General features: G+C 68.8%; 16 protein-coding genes. 13 read left to right on the plus strand and 3 right to left on the minus strand.

Annotated features, from left to right (window positions below; all coding sequences use genetic code 11):
- Window positions 1–12: 12 nt before the first annotated feature.
- A complete protein-coding gene (locus VAR608DRAFT_RS02900) occupies window positions 13–774 on the minus strand; it encodes an META domain-containing protein (RefSeq protein WP_088952698.1) in 762 nt (253 codons plus the stop codon).
- 358 nt (window positions 775–1132) lie between these two features.
- Here VAR608DRAFT_RS02900 and adh point away from each other — a divergent pair, with 358 nt between their 5' ends.
- Window positions 1133–2653 (plus strand): aldehyde dehydrogenase, encoded by a 1521-nt coding sequence (adh, locus tag VAR608DRAFT_RS02905; RefSeq protein ID WP_088958562.1) that lies wholly within the window; start codon window positions 1133–1135, stop codon window positions 2651–2653.
- Between the two features lie 11 nt (window positions 2654–2664).
- Window positions 2665–3072, plus strand: coding sequence for a DUF779 domain-containing protein (locus VAR608DRAFT_RS02910; protein ID WP_088952699.1), 408 nt, complete (start codon window positions 2665–2667; stop codon window positions 3070–3072).
- A gap of 33 nt (window positions 3073–3105) precedes the next feature.
- Here VAR608DRAFT_RS02910 and VAR608DRAFT_RS02915 read toward each other — a convergent pair whose 3' ends face one another.
- Entirely contained in the window at window positions 3106–3948 is an 843-nt protein-coding gene (locus VAR608DRAFT_RS02915; RefSeq protein ID WP_088952700.1) for a transporter substrate-binding domain-containing protein, read from the minus strand.
- A 9-nt stretch (window positions 3949–3957) separates the two neighbouring features.
- Window positions 3958–4401: a cytochrome c-550 PedF gene (pedF, locus tag VAR608DRAFT_RS02920; protein ID WP_088958563.1), complete on the minus strand. Its 444-nt coding sequence runs from the start codon at window positions 4399–4401 to the stop codon at window positions 3958–3960.
- 323 nt (window positions 4402–4724) lie between these two features.
- On the opposite strand from pedF, the gene VAR608DRAFT_RS02925 reads away from it, so the two are divergent.
- From VAR608DRAFT_RS02925 to VAR608DRAFT_RS02975, 11 genes are all read left to right on the plus strand, one after another.
- Window positions 4725–6827, plus strand: a complete 2103-nt coding sequence (locus VAR608DRAFT_RS02925) for a sigma-54-dependent Fis family transcriptional regulator (protein ID WP_088952701.1) — start codon at window positions 4725–4727, stop codon at window positions 6825–6827.
- Window positions 6828–7092: 265 nt separating this feature from the next.
- Entirely contained in the window at window positions 7093–7167 is a 75-nt protein-coding gene (gene pqqA / locus VAR608DRAFT_RS38445) for a pyrroloquinoline quinone precursor peptide PqqA (protein WP_157731207.1), read from the plus strand.
- Window positions 7168–7240: 73 nt separating this feature from the next.
- Entirely contained in the window at window positions 7241–8173 is a 933-nt protein-coding gene (pqqB, locus tag VAR608DRAFT_RS02935; RefSeq protein ID WP_088952703.1) for a pyrroloquinoline quinone biosynthesis protein PqqB, read from the plus strand.
- Complete coding sequence (pqqC, locus tag VAR608DRAFT_RS02940) at window positions 8170–8949, plus strand: pyrroloquinoline-quinone synthase PqqC (RefSeq protein ID WP_088952704.1); 780 nt, start codon at window positions 8170–8172, stop codon at window positions 8947–8949. The genes pqqB and pqqC overlap by 4 nt, the downstream gene beginning before the upstream one ends.
- On the plus strand, window positions 8946–9209 hold the full coding sequence (gene pqqD, locus VAR608DRAFT_RS02945; RefSeq protein WP_088952705.1) for a pyrroloquinoline quinone biosynthesis peptide chaperone PqqD: 264 nt from the start codon (window positions 8946–8948) through the stop codon (window positions 9207–9209). Before pqqC ends, pqqD begins: the two co-directional genes overlap by 4 nt.
- 67 nt (window positions 9210–9276) lie before the next feature.
- Window positions 9277–10470, plus strand: coding sequence for a pyrroloquinoline quinone biosynthesis protein PqqE (gene pqqE / locus VAR608DRAFT_RS02950; protein WP_088952706.1), 1194 nt, complete (start codon window positions 9277–9279; stop codon window positions 10468–10470).
- The gene (locus VAR608DRAFT_RS02955) at window positions 10464–11186 is read left to right on the plus strand and encodes an ATP-binding cassette domain-containing protein (protein WP_088952707.1); all 723 of its coding nucleotides are present in this window, start codon (window positions 10464–10466) and stop codon (window positions 11184–11186) included. Before pqqE ends, VAR608DRAFT_RS02955 begins: the two co-directional genes overlap by 7 nt.
- A 12-nt stretch (window positions 11187–11198) precedes the next feature.
- Window positions 11199–12179 carry a PQQ-dependent catabolism-associated beta-propeller protein gene (locus tag VAR608DRAFT_RS02960; RefSeq protein ID WP_088952708.1) on the plus strand — a complete coding sequence of 327 codons (981 nt, stop codon included), beginning with the start codon at window positions 11199–11201 and terminating at the stop codon, window positions 12177–12179.
- Complete coding sequence (locus VAR608DRAFT_RS02965; RefSeq protein WP_088952709.1) at window positions 12172–13362, plus strand: ABC transporter substrate-binding protein; 1191 nt, start codon at window positions 12172–12174, stop codon at window positions 13360–13362. The genes VAR608DRAFT_RS02960 and VAR608DRAFT_RS02965 overlap by 8 nt, the downstream gene beginning before the upstream one ends.
- Window positions 13359–14198, plus strand: a complete 840-nt coding sequence (locus VAR608DRAFT_RS02970; protein ID WP_088952710.1) for an ABC transporter permease — start codon at window positions 13359–13361, stop codon at window positions 14196–14198. Before VAR608DRAFT_RS02965 ends, VAR608DRAFT_RS02970 begins: the two co-directional genes overlap by 4 nt.
- Window positions 14195–15172 (plus strand): tripartite tricarboxylate transporter substrate binding protein, encoded by a 978-nt coding sequence (locus VAR608DRAFT_RS02975; RefSeq protein WP_088952711.1) that lies wholly within the window; start codon window positions 14195–14197, stop codon window positions 15170–15172. The genes VAR608DRAFT_RS02970 and VAR608DRAFT_RS02975 overlap by 4 nt, the downstream gene beginning before the upstream one ends.
- Window positions 15173–15177: the final 5 nt, after the last annotated feature.

The following is a 15177-nucleotide window of genomic DNA, read 5'->3' on the forward strand; positions in this document are numbered from 1 at the left end:
GCGCGCAACCGCCTATCCGGCTTCGCGGGTGCCCATCACGGTACGCTCGCCATCGGCGCGATGCATGTCGAGCAGCGCGCCGCTGAAATCCCAGGTGGTGGTCGATTTCAGCGCCGCGAGGAACTGGCGTTCCTGCGCCATCACGGCATCGGCGCAGGTCCTGCGGGTGGTCGCGATCGGTCCGACCGCGATGCGCTTGCCGTCGGCCGCATAGGTGGCCTGGAAGGTGTTGCAGCCGGCGAAGCCGCGCACGACACCCTCGCCGAACGACATCGAGATCGTGGTGTCGGGCGCGAGGCTCACCACCGCCTGCCTGCCGTTGTTGAAGCCGGTCACGCTCGAGCGCAGGCCCACGAGGCTGGGCTTGGGTTCGGCCTTGAAGGACAGCACCGTCTCGCCGCGTTCCGACATCAACGCGAGCCGGTCGCCGGTCAGCACGGGCCGGAAGCTTCCGGCCAGCGCCTTGTGCACCGCGCCCTCGACCTTCATCGCGTTGTCCTCGCACGCCATCATCGAACCGGCGAGGCGGCCGATGACGAGGCGGTCCGGCTGCTTCAGGGTGTACGAACCGAAGAAGCGGTTGCAGCCCGAAAAGCCGGCAACGCGCCCGCCCTCGAATCTGGCCGTGACCGCCTGCGGCCCCGTGGGAAGGAGACCCGGATCGAGCCCCTGCACGCCGGTGAGGCTCCAGGTCGGCCCTTCGATCCCCGCCGCCGCGGCGGCGAGGGACAGCATCGAACTCAGGATCAGCAAGACGGGTCGCTTCGCGTTCACTTCGGCTCCTTCGCCCCGGGGCGTGTGGTTCGAAGCGCGATCTTATTCAGCGACGACGAGACGTCCAGCCGATCGAAGATGGGCGGCCTTATAGATCAACGACAGGGCGCCGGCCAAGTCGAACTTGTACTGATCCACGACACCTCGAGCCTCGCCGGGCGCTGGTCCAATCTGCAGCACCCTGCTCCGGCCCGGTACAGCCATCGGCGCGTCGCCATCCACACGCGGATCGCATCGCTCGAACGAAATACCGTTGCCTGACAAGGACTTGCGCCTTCGAACATGCGTTGGCACGCGCTGGCCCGTCGATTGCGAATTGCTCCATGCCTTCCTCATCAACCTCAACGGAGATTTATTCATGGACATGGCTGAAATGCGCAACCTCGGCATTGCGAATCCCTTCAAGAAGCAGTACGGCAACTACATCGGCGGCGAGTGGGTCGCGCCGATCGACGGGCAGTACTTCGACAACCTGACGCCGATCACGGGCCAGGCTTTCACGAGCATCCCGCGCTCCAATGCGAAGGACATCGAGGCCGCGCTCGATGCCGCGCACAAGGCCAAGGCCGCATGGGGGCGCACGTCGCCGACCGAGCGCGCCAACATCCTCGTGAAGATCGCCGACCGCATGGAGCAGAGCCTGCAGACGCTGGCCGTCGCCGAGACGCTCGACAACGGCAAGCCGCTGCGCGAAACGATGGCGGCCGACATGCCCCTGGCCATCGACCACTTCCGCTACTTCGCCGCCTGCGTGCGGGCACAGGAAGGCGGCATCAGCGAGATCGACCACGAGACCTATGCCTACCACTTCCACGAGCCGCTCGGCGTGGTCGGCCAGATCATCCCGTGGAACTTCCCGATCCTGATGGCGGTGTGGAAGCTGGCGCCGGCGCTGGCCGCGGGCAACTGCGTGGTGCTGAAGCCGGCCGAGCAGACGCCGGCCTCGATCCTGGTGCTGATGGAAATCATCGGCGACCTGCTGCCGCCGGGCGTCATCAACGTCGTCAACGGTTTCGGCCTGGAAGCCGGCAAGCCGCTCGCATCGAGCCCGCGCATCGCCAAGATCGCCTTCACGGGCGAAACGACCACCGGCCGGCTGATCTCGCAGTACGCGAGCCAGAACCTGATTCCCGTAACGCTGGAACTCGGCGGCAAGTCGCCCAACATCTTCTTCGAGGACGTGCTGGCGGCCGACGACGCCTTCTTCGACAAGGCGCTCGAAGGCTTCACGATGTTCGCGCTGAACCAGGGCGAGGTCTGCACCTGCCCGAGCCGCGCGCTGATCCAGGAATCGATCTACGACCGCTTCATGGAACGCGCGATCAAGCGCGTCGAAGCGATCACGCAAGGCCACCCGCTCGACACCGCCACCATGCTGGGCGCACAGGCATCGCAGGAGCAGATGGAGAAGATCCTCTCGTACATCGACCTCGGCAAGCAGGAGGGCGCCCAGTGCCTGACCGGCGGCGCGCGCAACGTGAAGAGCGGCGAACTGGCCGGCGGCTACTACATCAAGCCGACCGTGTTCAAGGGCCACAACAAGATGCGCATCTTCCAGGAGGAGATCTTCGGCCCGGTGGTGTCGGTGACGACCTTCAAGACCGAAGAGGAAGCACTGGCGATCGCCAACGACACGCTGTACGGCCTGGGCGCCGGCGTCTGGAGCCGCGACGGCGCACGCGCCTTCCGCATGGGCCGCGGCATCCAGGCCGGCCGCGTGTGGACCAACTGCTACCACCAGTACCCGGCGCATGCCGCATTCGGTGGCTACAAGCAGTCGGGCATCGGCCGCGAGAACCACAAGATGATGCTCGACCACTACCAGCAGACCAAGAACCTGCTGGTCAGCTACAGCCCGAACAAGCTGGGCTTCTTCTGAGCGGGTCACGCATGAGCGATAGCAAAGCCGGCGCGTCATCCGCCCCGGCAGTCGCTCGCGTGTCCGTGACGCCGGCCGCGCAGGCGCTCATCGAGCGCCTGCGCGCGGCGCATGGGCCGTTGATGTTTCACCAATCCGGCGGCTGCTGCGACGGCAGTGCGCCGATGTGCTTCGCGCTCGGGGAGTTCATCACGGGCGACGCCGACGTCTGCCTCGGCGAGATCGCAGGCGTGCCCTTCTACATGAGCCGGTCGCAGTTCGAATACTGGGAGCACACGCACCTGATCATCGATGCCGTGCCCGGCAACGGCGGCATGTTCTCGCTGGAGCGCCCGACCGGCATGCGCTTCCTCACGCGTTCGCGGCTGTACGAGGATGCGGAATGGGAGGCGCTGCAGGCGCAGGGCCGGCCGTCATAGCCGGACCCTGGCCGGTCCTTCGGTGGATTGCTTTCAGGGGGCCTGCCACGCGACGTTGGCGCCTTCGAACATGGTTCGCAGTTGCCCGTCGCGTGCCAGGTCGTTGATGCCGGCCTGCAGTGCCTGCGCGAGGTCCGTTGCATCCTTCTTGACCGCCATCCCGACGGCCCAGCCGTTGCGCTGCGCACGCGGCGACGGCAGCGGCGCGATCGCAAAGTGCGCATCGCCGCGCAGCACCGATTCCATTTCCGATGCGAGCCCGGCCGCGGCGGCGACTTCGCCGCGCTGCAGGGCGCGCGCGGCATCGGTGCCGTCCTTCCATTGCGTGACGAGCTGGTTGCGATAGGCGCCGCCGTCGGCGCCGATCATCAGCCAGCCGGCCAGCGTCTGCCCCGGCACCGCCACCTTCGCATCGCCCAGCGCCGAGAGGCTGTCGAGCTGCGGCAGCGCGTCGAGCCGCCGCGCCAGCACGACGCGCTCGCGGTAGTAGGGCGCGAAGATTCGCGCCTGCGGCGTGTCGTCGATGAGCGGCTTGTCGACCGGCACGTGCAGCAGCACGTCCGCCGGCCCGAAGCCCAGGTAGTGGCCGCGCCAGACCATGTTGCGCAGGTCGTCGCCCATGTTCTCGTCGGCATTGAAGGCAAGCATCGACAGCTTGACGCCGAGCGCATCTGCGAGCGCCTGCGCCAGTTGCACGTCGATGCCCTTGCCATCGACATGGAACGGCGGCATGTCCTTGTAGAGCGCGACCGTGAGGGTGCCGCGCTCGCGGATGCGGTCCAGCGCCGCCGCGCGTGCGACGAGCGCCGGCGCCCCGAGGCCTGCCGCGCCGATCCAGCGAAGGACGGCGCGGCGCGAGACGTGTGAAGCGCGCATCGTGGGCTCCTAGAACGGCTTCTCGCGGCGGGTCTCGAGATAGGACTTGATCGACCAGATCGCTTCCTGGTTCATCGTGCCCTCGAACGGCGGCATATACACGGCACCGTTTCTTGTCCGGCCATGGCGCACGGTCGTCAGGAAGTAGTCGTCGATCTCCTTCGCGCAGGCCGCCTTCTTGGGCGCATCCTTCATCGTGGCGCAGTCGTTGTCGATCTTGCGCAGGTCGGGCGCGATGCCGCCGGAGATGGCCTCGATGCCATGGCAGCGGGCGCAGTTCTGGTTATAGGCCGAGGTGCCGATCTTGATCGCCGTCGTGTTGCCGCGGTACGGGTTCTCGGCGCGCCAATCCTTGCCGAGTTCGGGCAGGCCCGTGGTGTCGACGGCTTGCGGGGTCACGTCGCCGTGCGACCAGGCGAGGCTCGCACAAGTCAGGCCCAGTGCAGCGACCATCAGCTTCAATCCCTTGCGGGTCCCTTGGTACAGGGCTCGCCCTGCTTGCGGCTTGGTTTCCATGGTTTCATCTCCGTTCACGTTCAATGGGGGACGAGAGACGGGTCCGCAAACGCTGTGCCACGCAAAGTTGTTGCAGGCGGGAACACAAATTGCGTGATTGACCCTGCGTGTGGCATCCTTTCAAGCTGCCAGCCGAGATGTAACAAGGAAAGGCTGTGTCGCTGTACCAGAACGGGACACACCACGCGTCGCGACGAGACCCGAGCGTTTATTTGGATCGACAGACATCTGCTCAACACAGAGGCAGTGGAGACAAGACCATGGCTGCAACCCCTCGTGCACTGGCCGCAACGGCCGGGACCTGGACCACACCCGAAGCACTGCCATTGCCGCAGCAGAAGGAACGCACCGAGCTCATCGAGCAGTGGCACCAGCGGTGTTCGGCACTCGGGCTGACGCGCGTCGAGCGGCCCGACTTCGAGCCCCTCATGCGCAGCGACCTCAATGAGGCGCGCGAGCGCAACCAGCGCCTGTTCACGCATGCGGCGCCGGTCATGGAAATGCTCTTCGAACAGATCGTCGACACCGAAAGCATGATCGTGCTGGCCGACGTCACCGGCACCATCCTCCACTCGGTCGGCGACGACCGCTTCCTGCAGCGCGCCAACAAGGTGGCGCTCTCGCCCGGCGTGAACTGGGCCGAGCATTCCAAGGGCACCAACGCGATCGGCACGGCGCTGTTCGAGGAAGCGCCGACCGTTGTCCACGGCGGCGAGCATTTCATCCACGCCAACCATTTCCTGACCTGCTCGGCCGCGCCCATCTTCGACCCGCGCGGCAACATGCTCGGCGTGCTCGACGTCACCGGCGACCAGCGCTCCTACCACCGGCACACCATGGGCCTGGTGCGCATGTCGGCCCGCATGATCGAGAACCAGTGGCTGTCCGACGACTACGGCAACCGCCTGCGGCTGCACTTCCACAGCCGGGTCGAATTCATCGGCACCTTGCTCGAGGGGATCATCGTCGTCGGCGTCGACGGCAAGATCCTCGGGGCCAACCGCAGCGCGCTCGACCAGCTCGACATGAGCAGCGCGGCACTGCGCATGCACAGCCTGACCAGCCTGTTCGGCACCACCGCGCCGGCGGTGTTCGATCACTTCCGCTCGCCGCTGCCGACGCCGATGACGCTCTGCCTGTCGAACGGCCGGCAATTCCACGTGAGCGCGCGTTTCAACGGACCGCAGCGGTCGATGGCCGTGGAACCGCGCGGCGCGGCCGAACCCGCCGCCGAGCCCCGCAAGCCCGGCGGCATGCTGGCCGGGGCCACGGCCCACTCGGCGGAAGGCACCCTGTTCTCCGGCCTGCACTACCTCAACACCGGCGACCCGCAGATCGACGCCCTGATCCAGAAGGTGCTGCGCGTCATCAATCGCGACATCCCGCTGCTCATCCTGGGCGAGACGGGCACGGGCAAGGAACTGCTCGCACGCGCCGTGCACCAGGACTCGAATCGCGCCAAGCAGCCCTTCGTGGCGGTCAACTGCGCATCGATTCCCGAGTCCCTGATCGAGGCCGAACTGTTCGGCTATGAGGACGGCGCCTTCACCGGCGCGCGCCGCAAGGGCGCGGTCGGCCGCATCGTGCAGGCCAACGGCGGCACGCTGTTCCTCGACGAGATCGGCGACATGCCGCTGGCGCTGCAGGCGCGGCTGCTGCGCGTGCTGCAGGAGCGGCAGGTGACGCCGCTGGGCAGCCTGAAGTCCATTCCGGTCGACATCGCGGTGATCGGCGCGACGCACCGCAAGCTGCGCGACATGATCGAGGCCGGCTCGTTCCGCGAAGACCTCTACTACCGATTGAACGGCCTGGTGGTGAAGCTGCCCGCGCTGCGCGAGCGCTGCGACCTCGACGTCGTGGCACGCCGCATCCTGCTGAGCGACTGCCCGCATGCCACGCCGGAGATCAGCGCGCGGGTGATGGCGCTGTTCAAGGCCTACACGTGGCCCGGCAACGTGCGCCAGCTCGCGAACGTGCTGCGCACCGCTGCCGTGATGGCCGCGGGCGAAGGCCAGATCGAGGAGCACCATCTCTCGGACGACTTCCTCGAGGACGTGCGCAGCGGACGGGTGTCGCAGCCGCCGCAGCTCTCCGTGCCGATCCGCGTCGCGCCTGCCGCTCCCGACGCGCTGCCGATGCACTTCCCGGAGCCGGCCGGCGAACGCGCGGCGGAGCCCGCCGCCGCAACGGCGGAGCCCCCCGAAGCGCCGGCCGAACCGGCCACGCCGCTCACGCTCGGCGAAGCCGAAGTCGAGCTGATCCGCAGCACGCTCGCTGCGGCCAACGGGAACATCTCGGTCGCGTCCAAGCGCCTGGGCATCAGCCGCAACACCATCTATCGCAAGCTTCGCTGGGGCAAGTGACGCCATCAGGCGCAGGGCGGTCCTAGGGGACTTCCCTGTACCGCCGTCGAACGGCGCTGTACCAGCCTGGGACACCTCACGCCGGCGCCTGCTCCGGCAGGCCTCGCGGCGGCCCGCTCCACGCCTGCGGAGCCCCTGATATCAGGGCAAACACCAGTCTTTCCCGCGCGTATCGCAGCGCCCGGCCACGGGCACGCGATTTGCGCAAGTGTTCGGGCCCGAATGGCAATTCCGCCCGGGCCTGTACTGCTTCAAAGGAGATCCCATGCACTGGTCGAAACCCGCGTTCGAAGACATGCGCTTCGGCTTCGAGATCACGATGTACATCTCGCACCGCTGAGCATCACGAACTGGTGGCGGCACGGCGACAAAAAGCCGCGCCGCCACCGCCCCCCAATCCTTCCCTCGCTCTCATGAAAATACTCGTGCTCGGTTCCGGTGCCGGTGGCGGCTTTCCGCAGTGGAACTGCAATTGCAGGCAGTGCGCCGGGCAGCGCGTCGGCGATGTCGCCGCACGTGCGCGCACCCAGAGCTCGGTCGCCGTCTCGGCGGACGGCCAATCGTGGGTGCTGCTCAATGCTTCGCCGGACATCGGCCAGCAGCTGCGGGACCAACCCCAGCTGCAACCGCGTCACGGCCTGCGCGACACGCCGATCAAGGCGGTGATCCTGATGGACGCCCAGATCGACCACGTCACCGGCCTGCTCGGCATGCGCGAAGGCCCGTGCATCGACCTCTACGCCACGCCCTGCGTGTTCGAGGACCTGACCACCGCCTTCCCCGTGATCGGCGTGCTCGAACACTATTGCGGCACGCGCTGGCACATGCTCGCGGTGGCCGGCAGCCAGTACAGCGCGACCTTCGCCGTGGACGGCTTTCCGTCGCTGCGCTTCACGGCGGTGGCGATTCCCGGCAAGGCCCCGCCCTACTCGCCGCATCGCGCCGAGCAGACGACCGGCGACAACATCGCGCTCCTGATCGAAGACCTGGAAGACGGCACCCGGCTGTTCTATTCGCCGGGCCTCGCCGAGGTGGGCGCGCGCGAACTGCAGTGGATGCAGGGCGCCGACTGCCTGCTGGTCGACGGCACCTTCTGGGTCGAGGACGAAATGCAGCAGGCAGGCCTCAGCCGCAAGACCGCCACCGAGATGGGCCACCTGCCGCAGATGGGCGGCGAGGCGCGCCCCGGCATGGTCGACGTGATGCTGAACACGCAGGCGCGGCGCAAGGTCCTGATCCACATCAACAACAGCAACCCGATCCTGGACGAGTCGAGCGCGCAGCGCCGCGTGCTCGACGGCCATGGCATTGAAGTGGCCTATGACGGCATGGAGATCACGCTATGACTGAAACACCGACCGCCCCCCTGAGTCCGCGCGAAGCGGCCCGCTGCGAGCTTCAGCGCCTGTGGGACGGCGACGAGTTCGAAGCCCGCCTGCGCGCCTGCGAATCGCGCTATCACATCCACCACCGCTTCAACCTGCGGCTGAACCGCGGCGAGCTTGCGCCCTTCCAGGTGCGTGCCTGGGTGGCCAACCGCTTTTATTACCAGGTCAACATCCCGCGCAAGGACGCGGCGGTATTGGCCAACTGCGAGGACCGCGCGGAGCGCCGCCGCTGGATCGAGCGCATGCTCGACCACGACGGCCGCGGCGACTTCGCGGGCGCCCATGCCGGCGGCATCGAGGCCTGGCTTCGGCTGGCCCAGGCCGTGGGCCTGGAGGCGGCCGACCTCTGGTCGCACCGCCACGTGCAACCAGGCGTTCGGTTCGCGGTGGATGCCTACGTCAACTTCGCGCGCCAGCGCCCGTGGGAGGAAGCCGCGATCTCCTCGCTGACCGAGATGTTCGCGCCGAAGATCCATGCCGACCGGCTGGCCGGATGGCCGGCGCTGTATCCCTGGATCGACGTCGAGGGCCTCGCCTACTTCCGCAGCCGGATCCCGCTCGCCACGCGCGACGTCGAGCACGGCCTCGAAGTCGCGCGCCGCTGGTGCACCACGCGCGCGCGGCAGGAGCGCGCGATCAGCATCCTTCACTTCAAGCTCGACATCCTGTGGTCGATGCTCGACGCCATCGAGCGCGGCTTCCCCGACGACATGCCGCTGGAGCTGCAACCATGATCACGCGCGACGACCGCCCCCGCATGTCGAGCCTCTACCGGATGCAGTTCGAACCGACACAGGACCACTGGGTCCTGCTCTACCCCGAGGGCATGGTTCGCCTCAATCTTTCGGCGGCCGAGATCCTGCATCGCTGCGACGGCCAACGCACGGTGGACCAGATCGTCGCCGAGCTGGAGGCCGCCTTCGCACAGCCGTCCCTGCACGAAGAGGTGATCGGCTTCCTCTGCGAGGCGCGGCAGCGCGGCTGGCTGCAATAGGCAGAGGCATGAGACGCCGGGCCGCCCCAAGGCGAATACCGCAGCGCTGCTGCGCGGAGGTTACCCAATGACCATGGAAGCGCGAGACACCGGCGCGGTCCGCCCGCCCCTCTGGCTGCTGGCGGAGCTGACCTATCGCTGCCCGCTGCACTGCGTGTTCTGCTCGAACCCGGTCGACCATGCCAGCCACGGCGACGAGATGGACAGCACGAACTGGAAGCGCGTGCTGGCCGAGGCACGTGCACTCGGCGCCGTGCAACTGGGCTTCTCGGGCGGCGAGCCGCTGCTGCGCGACGACCTCGAAGAGCTCGTCGCCCATGCGCGCGGGCTGGGCTTCTACACCAACCTCATCACCTCGGGCGTCGGCCTCACGCGCGAACGCGCCAAGGCCCTCAAGGCGGCAGGACTCGACCACATCCAGCTCTCGTTCCAGGATTCGACGCGCGAGCTCAACGACTTCCTCAGTTCCACGAAGACCTTCGACCTGAAAGCCCGGGTCGCCGGCATCATCAAGGACGAGGGCTATCCGATGGTGATGAACTGCGTGATGCACCGGTTCAACCTGCGGCACGTCGGGCGCATCATCGAGATGGCCGAGCGCATGGGCGCGGACTTCCTCGAACTGGCCAACACGCAGTACTACGGCTGGGCGTGGCTCAACCGCGAAGCGCTGATGCCGACGGCCGACGAATTGCGCGAGGCGGAGGCGGTCGTCGACATGCACCGCGCGCGGCTCGCGGGCCGCATGAAGGTCATCTGGGTTTCGCCCGACTATGCCGACGCCAAGCCCAAGCCGTGCATGGCCGGCTGGGGTGCCGTGTTCATGGTCGTCGCGCCGGACGGCCTCGCGATGCCCTGCCACAGCGCCCGGATGCTGCCGGGCCCGCCGCTGCCGAACCTGCGCTCGATGCCGGTTCGCGAGGCCTGGTACGACAGCGAGGCCTTCAACCGCTACCGCGGCCAGGCTTGGATGAGCCCGACCTGCGGCGGCTGCGACGAGCGGCATCACGATTTCGGCGGCTGCCGCTGCCAGGCCTATCTGCTGACGGGCGACGCGGCGGCCACCGATCCCGTGTGCCCGAAGAGCCCGGATCGCGGGCGCATCGACGAGATGCTGGACAGCGCCGCGGCGGCACGCAGCCACGAAGTCGCCGCGCAGCCGCTGCGCTTCGTCCCGGGTGCGGCACGCGACGCGGGCCTCGTGTTCCGCAGCGACGAGAACTCGCGCGCCTTGAGCACGGCGCGCGCCACGCCATGCTGAAGATCCACGGCCTGACGCAACGCTACGGCTCGCGCGTCGCGCTGGACGCGCTCTGCCTCTCGATCGCGCGCGGCGACTTCGCGGTGCTGCTCGGCCCCAATGGCGCGGGCAAGTCGACCCTGTTCCAGGTGCTGACCGGTCTGTTCGCGGCCGACGAGGGCGAGGTCGAGGTGGCCGGCCTGTCGATGCGCACCGACGCGCGGCGCGCGCTCGCGCACATCGGCGTGGTGTTCCAGCAGCAGTCGCTCGACCTCGACCTGAGCATTGCGCGCAACCTGCAGTTCCACGCCGACCTGCAGGGCCTGCCCGCGCACGAGTCGCGCGAGCGAATCGCGTTCGAGGCCGCGCGCTTCGGGCTCCTCGCGGACATGCAGCGCAGCGTGCGGGAGCTTTCGGGCGGCAGCCGCCGCAAGGTCGAGCTGGCACGCGCCCTGCTGACGCGGCCCGACCTGCTGCTGATGGACGAGGCCACCGTCGGCCTCGACCCCCGGTCGCGGCGCGACCTCATCGACGGCCTGCTGGACGAAGTGCGCCAGCGCGGCGTGACCGTGCTGTGGGCCACGCACCTCGTATCGGAAGCCGAGCACGCCGACCGGGTGCTGGTGCTGCACCGCGGACGCCTGCTCGCGAGCGGCACGCCGGCGCAAGTCACGGACACCCTCGGCGGCGCCACGCTGGAAGCGGCCTTCCTCAGCGCCACGCGACAAACGGCATGAAGGCATGACGCCATGAACCGATCCACCCTTCCCCTTGTCGCACTGGCTGCTGCCCTGGCCGCTCCGCTCGCGGCAGCAGCGAAGGACAGCCAGCTCGCCTTCGTCTCCAGCGAGAAGGACCACGCCATCACCCTGGTCGACCTGAAGACGCTGGCCGTGGTGGGCGTCGTGCCGACCTGCAAGCGCCCGCGCCACATGCAGCGCCTCCACGGCGACACGCAGCTGATGGTGGCCTGCAGCGACTCGGGCCGCGCCGACATCATCGACCTCGCGACCCGCAAGCCGGTCGCGCGCGTGCCGCTCGGCGAGGACCCCGAAGTGTTCGACCTGTCGCCCGACGGCAAGAGGGCCTACGTGTCCGCCGAGGACGACGGCGCGCTCAACGTGTTCGACATCGCGGCGAAGAAGCTGGTCAAGGGCGTTCCGGTCGGCAAGGAACCCGAAGGCGTGAAGCTGTCGCCCGACGGCCGGCGCGTGTACGTGACCTCGGAGGTCGCGCACACGGTCCACGTCATCGATACGGACACGCTGGAGGTGATCCGGAACATCCCGGTCGGCCAGCGGCCGCGCCGGCTCGCCTTCTCGGCCGATGGACGCGAGCTGTGGGTGACCAACGAGCTCGGCGGCAGCGTGAGCGTGATCTCGACCGGCGAGCTCAAGGTGATCGCCACCATCCCCTTCGAGGTCAAGGGCATGCGGCCCGACGACATCACGCCGGTCGGCATCGCGCGCTCCCCGGACGGCCGGACGATGTACGTCGGCCTCGGGCGCGCCAACCACGTGGCCTTCGTCGACGTGGCATCGCGCAGGACGACGGCCCTGGCGCTGGTGGGCAAGCGCGCCTGGAGCGTGGCGACCAACCGCGACGGGTCGAGGCTCTTCGTGGTCAACGGCCTGTCGGACGACATGACGGTGGTGGACACCGCCACCGGCAAGCCGATCAAGACCATTGCGGTCGGACGGGTGCCGCACACGGTGGTCGTCGATGACTGAGCTCGCCCGTCGTCTCGCGATGATGCTGGCGTTCGCCCTGGCCGGTGCGGCAGCCGGCGCCGCCACGTTGACGATCGGCATCGTGCAGCGTGCCGACGACGATCGGCTGGAACCGGCGCGCGTCGCGCTCGCCTACCCCGGCCATCCGGGCGGGCGGGCGCGCGACGCGGTCGACATGGCCATCGACGAGAGCCGCTTCGAGCTGGAGGCGGCGGGCCTGCGGGTGAATGTCGGCGTGCGCGATGCCGCGTCGGCGGACGACGCGTCCGCGCGCCTGCGCGAGCTCGACAAGTCCGGCGCGGCAGCCGCGCTGCTCGACCTGCCTGCCGCATGGATCGCCGCCGGCGCATCGGCCACGAGCGCCATGCCGATGATCAACGTCGGCGAAAGCGACGATGCGCTGCGCCAGCAGGTCTGCCGGCCCCATCTGTTCCACACGCTGCCGAGCGAGCGGATGCGCGCGGATGCCCTCGCCCAGGCCCTGCTCGCGCGCAAATGGATGCGGGTCCTCCTGATCCACGGCCAGAGCGCCGACGATGCCACGCGGCTTGCGCTGGCGCAGGGTGCGCTGAAGCGCTACGGGCTCAAACAGGTGGCGGCGCGGCCATTCAAGCTGTCCGCCGACCCACGGGAGCGCGACCTCGCCAATCCGCTGCTCCTGACCGGACCCGCCGCGGCCGGCGGCGACTACGACGTGGTCTGGGTGGTCGACAGCGACGGCGAATTCGCACGCACGCTGCCCTACCGCCTCGCGCTGCCGCGCCCGGTGGTCGGCGACGCAGGCATGAGCGCCGAGGCCTGGGCGCCGCATTTCGAGCGCTACGGCGCGCCGCAGCTCGAACGCCGCTTCGTGCGCGCAGCGAAGCGCCCGATGACCGGCCACGACTGGGCGGCCTACATCGCGACCAAGGCCGTGCTGCAGGCCGCTCTGGCGCAGCCCGCGACGCCTTCGGCCGCAAAGCTGAACGCAGTCCTCAACCGGCCCGACTTCACGCTCGACGGCTTCAAGGGCGTTCGCCTCGGCTTTCGTGCCTGGGACCATCAGCTTCGCCAGCCGCTGCTGCTGACCGATGGCGTCGGCGTGATCGGCAGCGCGCCGGTCGACGGTGTCCTGCACGCGAAGAACGTGCTCGACACGCTCGGCACCGATGCGCCGGAATCGCCCTGCAGGAGCGCGCCATGAGGTCCACGGCACGCAACAAAGGCATCCGGCACGCGGTGCAGGCGCTGCGCGCCATCGTGCTGCGCGAGCTGCTCCGGTTCTGGCAGCAGAAGACCCGCCTCGTCTCTGCGCTGGTGCGGCCGGTGCTGTGGCTCGCGGTCTTCGCGGCCGGGTTCCGCAACGTCTTCGGCGTGGCCATCATCGCGCCCTACGACAGCTACATCCCCTACGACGTCTACATCGCGCCTGGGCTCATCGGCATGGTGCTGCTGTTCAACGGCATGCAGTCCTCGCTGGCCATGGTCTACGACCGCGAGATGGGCCTGATGCGGCTGCTCCTGACCGCGCCGCTGCCGCGCTGGTGGGTGCTGCTCGCGAAGATGTTCGCCACGGCGCTGCTGAGCCTCGTGCAGGTGCTGGCCTTCGTCGCGGTCGCGGCGCTGCTCGGCACCGAGCTGCCGATCGCGCCGCCGGCATCGCTGCACGCGCTGTTCGCGACCTTGGCCTCGGCGCTGATGCTGGCGTCGCTCGGCCTGCTGCTCTCGGTGTACGTGCGGCAACTGGAGAACTTCGCCGGCGCGATGAACTTCGTGATCTTCCCGATGTACTTCCTTTCCACCGCGCTCTATCCGCTGTGGAAGCTCGAGGAGTCGGGCGCGACCTGGGTCTACCGGGTGGCGCAGTTCAACCCGTTCACGCATGCGGTCGAGTGGATCCGCTTCGCGCTCTACGGCAAGGACCCGGGGCTCGCGCCGCTGATCGTGCTCGGCACGCTGGCAGTGTGCTTCACGCTGGCCTGCCGCGGCTACGACCCGCAGCGCGGCTTCGGCGGCCTGGCGCAACGGGGGACGGCATGACGACGCGGCGCACGCTGCTTCGCGCGGCGGCCGCTGCGGCGACGGTCGCGGCCGCGCCCTGGATTCCGGCCCGTGCGGCCGAGACCGCGTTCCCGCAACACGCCCTGTCCCTGTGGGTGCCATGGGCCGCTGGCGGCGGCACGGACATCACGCTGCGCCTGCTCGCCGAGCTCGCAGCGGACCAGCTCGGCCAGCCCATCGTCGTCGAGAACCGCGGCGGCGCGGGCGGCACGCTGGCGATGCCGGTGCTGCAGAAGTCGCCCCCCGACGGCTACACGCTGGCGCAGATGCCGCAGACGGTGTTTCGCGCACCGTTCACGCAGAAGGTCGCGTGGGACCCGATCCGCGACACCACGCCGATCCTGCAGGTCAGCGGCGTGACCTTCGGCCTGCTGGTGCCGGCGGCGAGTCCGCTCTGCAGCGTGGCCGATCTGCTCGCGCAGGCTGCGGCCGACCCCGGCCGGATGACCATCGCGACCAACGGCATCGGGACCACGCCGCACGTGGTGCTCGAGGCGCTGTTCGCCAAGCACGGCCTCGGCTTCATCCACGTGCCGTACAAGGGCGTGGCCGAGCAGATGATCGCGCTCTCGACGGGGCAGGTGATGGCCGGCGTCAACGCCAACGGCTTCGCGCCCTTCGTCGATTCGGGCCGCCTGCGCCTGCTGGCGACCTTCGGCGCGGCCCGTTCCAGGCGCTGGCCGGAGGTGCCGACGATGAGCGAACTGGGCCACGGCATCGTCGCGATGTCGCCCTATGGCCTCGCCGGGCCGCGCGGCATGCCCAACTCCGTCGTGCAGCGGCTGCATGACGCCTTCAAGAGCGCGCTCTTCGACCCGCGGCACGTTGCCGAACTCGCCAAGTACGACCAGGATGTCGCTTATCTCGACAGCGCCGCCTACGGCCGCAGCATGCGCGAGGCCTATGTGTCCGAGAAGCGCACCGTGGAGCGCCTGGGCCTGGCCCCGGCGTGACCAAG

It is taken from the genome of Variovorax sp. HW608 (assembly GCF_900090195.1).
GTDB lineage: Bacteria > Pseudomonadota > Gammaproteobacteria > Burkholderiales > Burkholderiaceae_C > Variovorax.

Bases quoted from the DNA above. Each gene is read 5' to 3' on its own strand.
- VAR608DRAFT_RS02925 (WP_088952701.1), top strand. From the start codon at position 4,725: ATGGCTGCAACCCCTCGTGCACTGGCCGCAACGGCCGGGACCTGGACC.
- pqqB (WP_088952703.1), top strand. From the start codon at position 7,241: ATGAAAATACTCGTGCTCGGTTCCGGTGCCGGTGGCGGCTTTCCGCAG.
- pedF (WP_088958563.1), bottom strand. From the start codon at position 4,401: ATGGTCGCTGCACTGGGCCTGACTTGTGCGAGCCTCGCCTGGTCGCAC.
- VAR608DRAFT_RS02965 (WP_088952709.1), top strand. From the start codon at position 12,172: ATGACTGAGCTCGCCCGTCGTCTCGCGATGATGCTGGCGTTCGCCCTG.
- adh (WP_088958562.1), top strand. From the start codon at position 1,133: ATGGACATGGCTGAAATGCGCAACCTCGGCATTGCGAATCCCTTCAAG.
- VAR608DRAFT_RS02910 (WP_088952699.1), top strand. From the start codon at position 2,665: ATGAGCGATAGCAAAGCCGGCGCGTCATCCGCCCCGGCAGTCGCTCGC.
- pqqC (WP_088952704.1), top strand. From the start codon at position 8,170: ATGACTGAAACACCGACCGCCCCCCTGAGTCCGCGCGAAGCGGCCCGC.
- VAR608DRAFT_RS02960 (WP_088952708.1), top strand. From the start codon at position 11,199: ATGAACCGATCCACCCTTCCCCTTGTCGCACTGGCTGCTGCCCTGGCC.
- VAR608DRAFT_RS02955 (WP_088952707.1), top strand. From the start codon at position 10,464: ATGCTGAAGATCCACGGCCTGACGCAACGCTACGGCTCGCGCGTCGCG.
- VAR608DRAFT_RS02970 (WP_088952710.1), top strand. From the start codon at position 13,359: ATGAGGTCCACGGCACGCAACAAAGGCATCCGGCACGCGGTGCAGGCG.
- VAR608DRAFT_RS02915 (WP_088952700.1), bottom strand. From the start codon at position 3,948: ATGCGCGCTTCACACGTCTCGCGCCGCGCCGTCCTTCGCTGGATCGGC.
- VAR608DRAFT_RS02975 (WP_088952711.1), top strand. From the start codon at position 14,195: ATGACGACGCGGCGCACGCTGCTTCGCGCGGCGGCCGCTGCGGCGACG.
- pqqD (WP_088952705.1), top strand. From the start codon at position 8,946: ATGATCACGCGCGACGACCGCCCCCGCATGTCGAGCCTCTACCGGATG.
- pqqE (WP_088952706.1), top strand. From the start codon at position 9,277: ATGACCATGGAAGCGCGAGACACCGGCGCGGTCCGCCCGCCCCTCTGG.